Source organism: Soonwooa purpurea (assembly GCF_053891095.1).
This window is the reverse complement of record NZ_JBSSMA010000006.1, coordinates 199,150-208,493: the sequence shown is the minus strand read 5'-3', so window position 1 is coordinate 208,493 and position 9,344 is coordinate 199,150. Positions and strand designations below refer to the sequence as shown.

Annotated in this window: 10 protein-coding genes and 1 pseudogene; all 11 read right to left on the bottom strand. The window is 40.2% G+C overall.

The features are described 5' to 3' along the window. Positions 1–533 (bottom strand): annotated as a pseudogene (locus ACVFVN_RS07920) (IS1595-like element ISBbi1 family transposase); the annotation flags it as partial. A 72-nt stretch (positions 534–605) separates the two neighbouring features. Then, positions 606–1,100, bottom strand: a complete 495-nt coding sequence (locus tag ACVFVN_RS07915) for a conjugal transfer protein TraO (RefSeq protein WP_456234840.1) — start codon at positions 1,098–1,100, stop codon at positions 606–608. Positions 1,101–1,182: 82 nt separating this feature from the next. Further along, entirely contained in the window at positions 1,183–2,082 is a 900-nt protein-coding gene (gene traN, locus ACVFVN_RS07910) for a conjugative transposon protein TraN (protein ID WP_058699750.1), read from the bottom strand. A 27-nt stretch (positions 2,083–2,109) separates the two neighbouring features. Next, positions 2,110–3,459 carry a conjugative transposon protein TraM gene (traM, locus tag ACVFVN_RS07905; protein ID WP_058699751.1) on the bottom strand — a complete coding sequence of 450 codons (1,350 nt, stop codon included), beginning with the start codon at positions 3,457–3,459 and terminating at the stop codon, positions 2,110–2,112. Next, a complete protein-coding gene (locus ACVFVN_RS07900) occupies positions 3,440–3,733 on the bottom strand; it encodes a hypothetical protein (RefSeq protein WP_058699752.1) in 294 nt (97 codons plus the stop codon). Before ACVFVN_RS07900 ends, traM begins: the two co-directional genes overlap by 20 nt. A 20-nt stretch (positions 3,734–3,753) precedes the next feature. Next, entirely contained in the window at positions 3,754–4,191 is a 438-nt protein-coding gene (locus tag ACVFVN_RS07895) for a hypothetical protein (protein ID WP_058699753.1), read from the bottom strand. An 11-nt stretch (positions 4,192–4,202) separates the two neighbouring features. After that, positions 4,203–4,826, bottom strand: a complete 624-nt coding sequence (traK, locus tag ACVFVN_RS07890; RefSeq protein ID WP_058699754.1) for a conjugative transposon protein TraK — start codon at positions 4,824–4,826, stop codon at positions 4,203–4,205. Between the two features lie 20 nt (positions 4,827–4,846). Continuing rightward, positions 4,847–5,842, bottom strand: a complete 996-nt coding sequence (gene traJ / locus ACVFVN_RS07885) for a conjugative transposon protein TraJ (protein WP_058699755.1) — start codon at positions 5,840–5,842, stop codon at positions 4,847–4,849. 3 nt (positions 5,843–5,845) lie between these two features. Next, positions 5,846–6,478, bottom strand: a complete 633-nt coding sequence (locus tag ACVFVN_RS07880; RefSeq protein ID WP_058699756.1) for a DUF4141 domain-containing protein — start codon at positions 6,476–6,478, stop codon at positions 5,846–5,848. Positions 6,479–6,515: 37 nt separating this feature from the next. Next, positions 6,516–9,005 carry a TraG family conjugative transposon ATPase gene (locus ACVFVN_RS07875; protein WP_058699757.1) on the bottom strand — a complete coding sequence of 830 codons (2,490 nt, stop codon included), beginning with the start codon at positions 9,003–9,005 and terminating at the stop codon, positions 6,516–6,518. After that, positions 9,002–9,334 (bottom strand): DUF4133 domain-containing protein, encoded by a 333-nt coding sequence (locus ACVFVN_RS07870; protein WP_058699758.1) that lies wholly within the window; start codon positions 9,332–9,334, stop codon positions 9,002–9,004. Before ACVFVN_RS07870 ends, ACVFVN_RS07875 begins: the two co-directional genes overlap by 4 nt. Between the last annotated feature and the right edge of the window lie 10 nt (positions 9,335–9,344).

Here is a 9,344-nt window from a genome sequence, read left to right as displayed (position 1 = left end):
TTTTTGCCCGTTTCGATATCTTCCAACGGGGTGCTTTCGGCCATCACCGCAACGTTCTGCTTTCCCTCGGCTCCCCGGCCACGTGTACCCTTGCCTCGCTCGATTTCCTTACTGGCCACCGAAAAGTAACCCTCATCCAGTTCTATCATCCCTTCCAGTGTATACCTTGCATCCCGGTTGCCCATCGCCCTGCGGAGTTTGTGTACCATCGCCCATACCGGTTCGTAACGCTTCAATCCTAATTGCTTCTGGAGTTCGTTGGTGGAGAATCCCTTTTTTGTGCAACTCATCAGGAACATCGTTTTGTACCACACCAGAAACGGCAGCTTGGAGCTCTCCATGTTCGTACCGCTGCGCAACGAGGTGCGGAAACGGCAACCTTTGCATTCATAACTCCATTTACCCTGTAACCAATAATGGGAAGTGCCCCCGCATCGCTTGCAGACAACCCCTTCCTTATCACGCTGCTCCTTGAAATGCAAACGACAATCTTCCTCCGAACCGAAATGAGCCGTAAAACTGAATATGTTCATAATCCCTGCTTTTTGAGCGCTAATATACTAAAAATATTAGGTGTGTTTGCGGAGAATCAGTAGTTTTATGTTTTAAAAGTTAAACCTTAATCCAATTCCCGCTGATGGTCGGAACTGGTCCCTTGATGTATTCCAAAGCACTTTAGTACGACCTTGTATCAGTAATACAAAGCGATCGGACAAATAGGTTTCCAAAGACAAACGTCCTCCGGCTCCATAGACAAAACTTTCTTCGTTCAGTATTTCGGCTCCATCAAAAAGCATTTCCTTTCCACGGTTAAATGTTTCGTAGCCAATAACTCCGTTGAGTGTTGCGTTTAGGTTGATACTTTTTCGGAAGTTTCCCAACAGCCGAAGACTGTATCCTCCTTCGGCCATATAGGTCTCAACAGGTATTTCAAGCTCTTTGTAATTAGAATATTCATGGTTATATTCCAGTGCCCATAGCCAGTAATTTCCGTTTTTACCGTTTACTGTCATTGCCAGATTTATATAGTAGTCATTTCCAATTTTATCATCTGATAATATTCCAGCACTTACTTCAAGTGCTTTTTGTTTGGGTACCATCCGCTGTGCGTTTGCCGATGTGATACCGATAAGTATCAATATCACTGTATATATATAATATTTCATTGCCTTATTTTTTTGATTAGTTAATTTTGAGATGCATCGTATTGATAAGTCTTGCATTTACCAGATCGGAATTTTCTATTTGCAAAACCTGATGTCTGCCTCCGTTTTTCTCGAAAATCTCAATCAATAGCACTTTATCATCCGTAATTGTAAACTGATCCAATAGGAATACGTTTTGCTCCGTAGTATTACCAATAATTTCGTCAAGAGGCTTGTATATGCGTAGTGGCTTCATTGGTTTTTCTTGTATTACGGTACGTTTTGCAATCTTCTTATCCACAATTTTGAAATTCACAAAATCAATCTGAAACGGAACATTACTCTTATTTCGTAGTTCAGTATGGAAATAAAACTTACCATTATGGATATAAACCCCTTTCAACAAAAACTGTATGCCGTAGCTTTTTGACCCGATATGTTTGATGATCCTCTTGTCCTTATTGTAAATAGTTTCCAACAGCAACCCCGCCAATGATGGAGAGTTCTTACCCAACTCTTCAAATAATACATCATTTTCATTTTCCCGGCTAAGTTGTTTCTGCATGGTCAACAAGTCATAATTTAATGACGATGGGTATGAACTATAAAAGACATTGAAGTTGTAGAAACGGCCGTCTTCGGTAATCACCGAAAAATTCGTTTCTTCTTCAAAATCACGTACGGTAGCCTTTATACGCAATACATTTTCGGCATCTTCTGCTTTACCCGCTATCAGATACTCGCTTCCCAAATCCACGTAACGAATAGCCGCTGGAAATATCAAATGCGAGGTTTTAGTATAGGTTACTTCCATTTGATAAGGTTCTACTTTACCCATTGCTAATTTGGATGTGTTATTGGCATTTTGTGCCTGGCTTTTGCCGATCAGTCCAACCAAACAGGTTAACATCAGCATACTTTTAATTATCGTTTTCATATTTTAATCTTTATATTTTTTGATTTATTAGCTTTTAGACACAAGAAACACCTGATGTCCAGCCTTCAACGTTACTTTAGGCGTCCTGACTTTCTTAGAGAAATAACCGGAAACTCCTTGTACCACACCACGACTCAAATCGCCTGCTACCTGCTGACCTGCCGAACGTGTCATCATAATACTCGTACCTGAAGTCTGGCTCATGTTAGCTGCTATTTCCGTCAGGGCATTCATTTCAGGAGAATAAGGTACATATAGTCCCTGTTGACCATCAATATCGTATATGGTGATATCTACAGGGATAATGTTTCCTTCCAGTTCTACTGAAGTCACCTTTAATTGCAATCTTCCATTTAGGAATTTTGCAGTAGCCGTTAACACCGTTCCTTTTGGAATGGTACGGTTCGGAGTTTTCGCATCTTCTAATATGCGAACACGAACACCAGTTTCTCCGGTTACTACCTGTGTTTCCTGTACTACAGCACGAATACTGTTTTTTGGCTGTATTACCTGCTCTGAAACACCTGCGGTGTAAAATCCTCGATTTCGGGTTTCACTCCAATTTGCCAGAAATGCACTATCTGTTGGCTCTCTGTACAATGCTGACACAGCACTTTTTTTGACAGGTGTAAATGCTACAAAATGTTCTTTTTGAGTAGTAGATGATGATGCAGGTATTGTTGTCGGAAGTTCAGAACCGGGAACGACAGTTGTAGGCTGAGAGGGAGTATTGGTCGGTAGATACTTCGCAGCCATCTGGTAGGACTTTTCCATAAGTGCCAATTGGGTTTCGACCGGATCGGGTGCCACCACGTCTTTTTCTGCTAATTGCTGTTTCAGTTCGTCTAATTGTTTGCGAAGTTCCTGTGTTTCATAGTTGGGTTCATTATAGAACGAACCGAGAACGCTTTGAGCATTTTGATAACTATTTAGTGCAGGATTACTTCCTCTACGTTGATTACCACTGAATAAACCCGTATTTCCCTGTGCCTCTTCAGAAAGATCTGGTTCCATGGAGTTTGCTGAATCTGTATTCCAATAATCAGCTAATGTGGTCAACCCATTACGCTTTTCCTGATTTTTCTGCTCCAACATTTCCAGCTCATAAGCTTTCTGTTTGTCCGACTGTAAACCTGCATCCGTAGCCTGTGGTACAGCATCGTTTAAACCAATATCCTCTATCTTGTTTTTATCTTCTGATGGTTTAAATATGAGCCACATACAGCCAACAAACACGATTCCCATCAAACCAAATATGATTGGTTTCTTCAACTTTTCAGTCTTATTCTGTGCATTGTCCTGCAATACATCAGGGTTTTCATTCGGGGTACCTTCCGTAACCCGAACTCCCAATTTTTTATTTCCATTTTCTTTCATAAAACTTTTCTTTTAAAATGTTTGACAATGAATCCAATCCTCCCGTCTCGGATTTCTTTTTCTGTATAACTGGATTTTCGATATGTCTGATCTCTATAGTGGGATTAGGCTTAGAGGTGTCGAACCAAACTTTTGCGATGACGATAACCGTTAAAAGCAGATAGCCCATAAAAAAAAGCAGCGTATATTTATGTTGTCTCTTTACAGGCAACGACCGCCAACGTTCATCAAGTTTGTTAAACCAATTATCCAATCTTTCCCTTAGTTTTTTCATACTTTAATTATTTGAGGTTATTACATTCTGAACCCTCTTTTGCAGGAAGAGATATGTTCTTTAGGTTTTTCAGTCACCTGGGAAATGGCTTCTTTTATCATGGGAAACGAGCTTGTTGTAAAGTTGGTTAGCTTAGATTGCTTCAATAGTTGTCCATAAGGATCTATTCTTCTTACATACATTTCCGTTTCCTGTAAATCAAATTTCCCATTCTCGTATTTTACCCACATATCACATTCAATCTTTGGCTTGTTTTCACCATTCCATTCGAGATATGTAGATAGATGCAAATGGCTTGCTACTAATGGTGCTTCTTTGCCTTTGCCCCAAGCCTCCAAAAATTCACTGATGCTATCCTTTAATTTGCCTGCATAAGAACTTTCAGTATGAAAAAAACCAGAGTATCCTTTATCAATAAGGGTTTTCACGAACGTGTCTAAATCAAGTAAGTGTTTCATGTGCTTAATCTTCAGCGTTCTATAACTTCAATATCCTTGTTTTCTAACACCGCAAATTTTTCTATTGTAAAGCCTTGTGGGTTATTGTCAGAGCGAACGGAGTTAACCAAGTAGCAGGATGTAACCAGGTTACGCCTTGTCACATTGCTTGACCTGATAATGAACTGTTTTGCATAAGTTTTAACAGCATACGGATAGGTATCAAAGTTGCAGATTACGCTGTCCACTTCAGTACGTTGTTGTACGTTACCGGATATGATACGGTTGTAATATCCTTTTTCGGACAAATCCTTGTAATAATCAAATGCCGATTTGTCGGCAAGATTAAATGCTCTTTTCATATTGCTTTCAATAGCATTCTTTTCAGGTGCGAGCGTGAAGAACAATTCGTGAAAACGACGGATATGCTCACGAGCTTCAACCGGACGGTTTATAGAAGCGTCCTGAGAGAGTGCCAACATGAGTGATTTGCCGTTATCCAACACATAGACTTTTTGTCGTTGCTCCTCCGCAAAGCGGTAGGACTGCCAAACGGCATATCCTACAACTCCAATGCAGAGTACCGCAAAGACAATAGCATACAGCCTTATCTGCTTAAAGCTGTTTTCGATATTTCTTAATGTTTTAAATTCCATTTCAAATGATTTAAATTTTATTATTTACCCATTAATTTTCCTCCGATATTACCTGCGGTAGAACCAGCACCGGCACCGGCAATATTTCCAGTTTTCATAGCAGTCTGGTTCACGTTACGCATAAAGTTTCCGGCACCTCCTGCCTGAATGATCCAGCCTGCGGCTGTAGGAACGGTAAAGTATCCTACGATACCGATAATCATAAAAATGATATAAACCGTATTTGAAGTGTCAGGGATATAGGTTGGGTCGGCAAGCATCTCTATATCTCTTTCAAGAATCAATGATTGTATTTTGGCAAGCATAGAACTGAACAAATCAGCCACAGGTAACCATAAATACACACTGATATACCGTGTGAGCCATTGTGTGAGCGTACTCTGAAACCCATCCCACACAGAAATAGCAAAGGCTATTGGTCCCAGAATGGACAAGACAATCAGAAAGAACGTCCGTATGGTATCTATGACCAGAGCGGCTGCCTGAAAGAGTACTTCCAGAAATTCCCGAAAAGCATCCCTTATCCATTTTTTCATTTGATACATACCACGTTCCATATACATTCCCGACATCGTAGCAATGTCAGAGGGTGACCATCCCAATTCTTCAAGCTTCCTGTCAAATTCCTCATTGGAAACTAAATAGGCGGTTTCGGGATTTCGTACCATAGCTTCGTATTCCAATTGGTCTTTCTGAGCTTGCAACTCATTAAGGTCAAGCACCTGGTTTTCCAGTATAGCATGAGTGCCCTTTACTATGGGACTGAGTACCGCATTGATAGTTCCCAAAACCATAGTTGGAAAAAACATAATGCACAATCCCAAAGCAAACGGACGTAGTAAGGGGAATACATCTATAGGCTCTGCACGGCTGAGTGCCTGCCATACTTTGAGAGCTACATAAAACAGAGCCCCCAATCCGGCGAGTCCTTTTGCTACAGCCGCCATATCGGCGGACAGAGGTACCATCTCATCATACAATGAGCGTAGAACTTCATGAAGATTATTAAATTCCATAGTTTACCAGTATTTTTGTTCAGGATTTCCGTAAAGTTCAAGTACTCTTTTGCTATTATTTTTCTTTTTAGCTCTTAGAAAACTGACCGAAATATTTTTACTGGTATAGTACCGTACAAGGCTGTGGTACTCTTTAACTTCTTTATAAACACGGTCGATGATATCCATACGTTCTTTATCGTTTAATGAAAGACTGGATGAGGAAACAATCTGCTTCAATTCTTTCAGTAGCTCCGTGCTTTCATTCAATAGTGCAGAATAACCATTGGCGATAGCAGCCAATTCTTGTTGTGAGAAATTCGGATCGTTCATCATCTTGCCGAAATTCTGTACATACATTTCAGATACGTCTCCAACAAGTAAGACAGTTTGCTGTACCTTTCTCGCATCTTTTACCAGATTACTGACCGCTTTCAACTTGTCGTAATATTCCTTACCTTGTTTATACACCTTTTCTACTTCCTTAAAATTTTTGACCACATTGGAAACTGTGGAAGATGTTTGTATGATTTCATTAGCACTGTTAAGAATGCCGGAAGCCAGGTTAGCTGGGTCAGTGACAACAAATTGTGCCTTGGCAGAAGGTGTAACAGCCAGTATAATTACCGTGAACACCATTAACATGATTTTTTTCATTTTATTGATTTTTAATTGATTAATAATTACCTGATTTCTATTTTCGCTCTTCAGCAATTCGTTTTATAGCGAGTTCTACATTACCGTCGAGTTCCTTAGCAAGCTGCATAACCTCCATTTTTTCGGTTTCTTCCGTAGTGTATGCGAGATATTCCTGCATGCTTACTTCTGTAGCATAAACGGCGGAGTGCGTTCCGCCCAATCCAATCCAGACTTCTTTGTACAAGCGTTTGGGGTCGTTGTTCATATTGATAGAAAGGATCTGAGATTTTTCTTTTTCAGTGAGCCCGAGCATCGCCTGGATGTCATGAAATTTATTCATATACTTTCGCTGATCGAGCAGTATTTTACAATCACTATTATTGATAATGGATTCTTTCACAATAGGTGATTGGATGATGTCGTCCACTTCCTGCGTTACTACAATTGCCTCTCCAAAGAACTTTCTGACTGTTTTAAACAAATACTTTATGTACTCAGCCATACCTTCCTTTGCAATTGCCTTCCAAGCTTCTTCAATTAAGATGAGCTTACGGATACCTTTCAACCTTCTCATCTTATTGATGAAAACCTCCATGATGATAATCGTGACAATAGGAAAGAGAATTTTGTGATCCTTTATAGCATCAATCTCAAATACGATAAAGCGTTTAGTCAGCAAGTCAAGTTGTTTGTCTGAGTTAAGCAGATAATCATATTCACCTCCCTTGTAGTAAGGTTCCAGAACATTTAGGAAATTGGCTATGTCAAAGTCTTTTTCCCGAACCTGCTTTTCTTCTAATACTTTGCGGTAGTCTCTCTGTACATATTCGTAAAAACCATTAAAGGATGGATATTCATCATTGATCTTAATACGCTCTATATAACCGCTTACCGCATTAGACAAGGCTACTTCTTCTGCTCTTGTCGGTGGCTCATCATCTCGTTTCCATAAGGTTAGTATCAGGGTTTTGATACTTTCTCTCTTCTCAATATCGAATATGCCATCGTCTGTAAAGAATGGATTGAATGAAATAGGATTATCTTCGGTATAAGTGAAATAAACACCGTCTTCACCTTTGGTTTTTCCATAGATCAGCTCACATAATCCCTGATAGGAATTACCTGTGTCAACCAACAGCACATGTGCCCCCTGTTCATAGTATTGACGAACCATGTGGTTTGTAAAAAAAGATTTTCCCGAACCTGAAGGTCCCAAAATGAATTTGTTTCTGTTCGTGACGATACCTTTTTTCATAGGCAAGTCCGATATATCCAAATGGATTGGCTTTCCCGTTAACCTGTCTGCCATCTTGATACCGAACGGTGATGGTGAACTTTGGTAATTTGTTTCTTCTGTGAAGAAACACAACGCGGGTTCTATGAAGGTGTAGAAACTTTCTTCAGAAGGAAAATCCCCGGCATTGCCCGGCATTCCTGCCCAGTACAAAGTTGCTACATCAGTAGTATTGTGTCTTGGTTTGCATTCCATCAAAGCCAGAGCACTACCGGTATCATTCTTAATCTGTTTTAGTTCGATCGGATCCTCAGACCATGCCAGTACATTGAAATGTGCACGAATGGAAGACAGACCATGTGAATGAGCCTCATTGAGATAGCGTTCTATCCATTCTTTGTTAATCTGGTTGGCACGGCTATACCTTGCCAGTGAATGCATATTCCTTGCAGACTTTTCGAACTTTTGGAGGTTTGCTTCGCTGTTATCTAAGAAAAGGTATTGATTATAGATGTGATTACAACTTAACAGTAGTCCAACGGGAGAAGCGAACGACAACAAACAGTCACTTCGGTCTGTAGATAATTTTTCGTAACGCGTATCAGCAGATACTGTTCCCGGTAGATCATCCGTATCAGATAAGGTATGTAAACATAATCTTTTGTTCCCTATACGAACTTCTTCAGACCCCAAAGCAATGTCCTGTAAAGGCCTTCCCTCATCTCTTGACAAGGTGAGGTACTGTTCCAGCAATCCTTGCTTGCCACTCGTTCCGACGATATCCTCTTCGCTCAGACGTTCCAGTTTTACAAAATCGCTATCATTCACTATCCTTTCAAACTGTGCCACAGCTTCCATAAAGCGATGAATGATTTCCTTATCCCTTATTTCTTTAGGGATAAGCACACCCTTGCAAAGTGAACTAAAGTTGCTTTGCATACGCATACGTTCTTTAGTGGTCTTGGTAAGAAACAAGTAACAATAATGATTCAGAAAAGGACGCTCGTTAAAATGCTGTTGATACGATTTTGCTAAAAAGCTTTGATCTTCTTTTGCAATATCAGGAGCGTAATTTTCTTTGATATACCAATCTTGTTTGTGAACGACTGTAAAATCCGGTAAAGTTTTGATCGCCTTGTGCCATGCGGAATGTATAGCTTCGTATTCTACGGAAGCAACCGTAAACAGTTCGGGCAAATGTACCCGAAAGCAAGCCGTAATGTCTGCATCTTTAGAGATGATGCAGTTGTTTTCCACAGCCAATAATGGGAACTTGCTTTCCAACGTAGTGGCTTTTGCTACATTTCTCATAAGCCGACAGATTTAGAGGTGAATTTTAAATAGCGATGTACGGGTTTCCGGCAGATGATATAACGTGGATGCCTCTTATTGGCACCCACTTTCATTAATCCGTATTCACCATACTTCTGGTTCAGAGAGAATGTCTGCCAGACAATAAGAGAGCCTCCTCCAACTCCAATAAATAGACACACATAAGAACTTACGCCTGCCATATACAGTATCATCACCAGAACAAGCATACCCAGTAAGCCACCTGCAAAAATGAACAGATACTGTGCTTTCAATCCTTTGAACTCGACTGTACGTCCAATGCCTTTATTAATATTGTATTTACTCATAAGGCAAAGG

Excerpts from the sequence above, each read along its gene's own strand:
- ACVFVN_RS07915 (WP_456234840.1), bottom strand. The coding sequence starts at position 1,100 with ATGGTACCCAAACAAAAAGCACTTGAAGTAAGTGCTGGAATATTATCA.
- traN (WP_058699750.1), bottom strand. The coding sequence starts at position 2,082 with ATGAAAACGATAATTAAAAGTATGCTGATGTTAACCTGTTTGGTTGGA.
- traM (WP_058699751.1), bottom strand. The coding sequence starts at position 3,459 with ATGAAAGAAAATGGAAATAAAAAATTGGGAGTTCGGGTTACGGAAGGT.
- ACVFVN_RS07900 (WP_058699752.1), bottom strand. The coding sequence starts at position 3,733 with ATGAAAAAACTAAGGGAAAGATTGGATAATTGGTTTAACAAACTTGAT.
- ACVFVN_RS07895 (WP_058699753.1), bottom strand. The coding sequence starts at position 4,191 with ATGAAACACTTACTTGATTTAGACACGTTCGTGAAAACCCTTATTGAT.
- traK (WP_058699754.1), bottom strand. The coding sequence starts at position 4,826 with ATGGAATTTAAAACATTAAGAAATATCGAAAACAGCTTTAAGCAGATA.
- traJ (WP_058699755.1), bottom strand. The coding sequence starts at position 5,842 with ATGGAATTTAATAATCTTCATGAAGTTCTACGCTCATTGTATGATGAG.
- ACVFVN_RS07880 (WP_058699756.1), bottom strand. The coding sequence starts at position 6,478 with ATGAAAAAAATCATGTTAATGGTGTTCACGGTAATTATACTGGCTGTT.
- ACVFVN_RS07875 (WP_058699757.1), bottom strand. The coding sequence starts at position 9,005 with ATGAGAAATGTAGCAAAAGCCACTACGTTGGAAAGCAAGTTCCCATTA.
- ACVFVN_RS07870 (WP_058699758.1), bottom strand. The coding sequence starts at position 9,334 with ATGAGTAAATACAATATTAATAAAGGCATTGGACGTACAGTCGAGTTC.